The 223-nt window shown below is 65.5% G+C and carries 1 protein-coding gene; it reads left to right on the top strand.

Annotated elements, in window-relative coordinates:
* On the top strand, positions 1–223 hold a 223-nt coding region (locus tag ACGF5R_RS25195), incomplete at both ends, for a hypothetical protein (RefSeq protein WP_387693397.1).

A 223-nucleotide genomic window follows, 5' to 3' on the forward strand; every position in this document is an offset into this window, starting at 1 on the left:
GTGTCAACAGGCCGGTGTCGGTGAACAAACCGAAACCCAGCCGGTTCCCGAACTGAGCGAAGCCCAGCGGGCAGCGGCGCTGGCGCTGCTGCAAGACCCGAAACTGAGTGAGCGCATCACCGCTGACTTAGCCGCCTGTGGCGTCGTGGGGGAAAGCACCAACCTGCTGGCCGGTTACTTAGCGGCGGTCAGTCGCAAGCTGGACCGTCCGCTGGCCGTGCTG

Origin of the sequence: Photorhabdus sp. RM71S (assembly GCF_042879355.1) — a bacterium.
Classification (GTDB): Bacteria; Pseudomonadota; Gammaproteobacteria; order Enterobacterales; family Enterobacteriaceae; genus Photorhabdus; species Photorhabdus kayaii.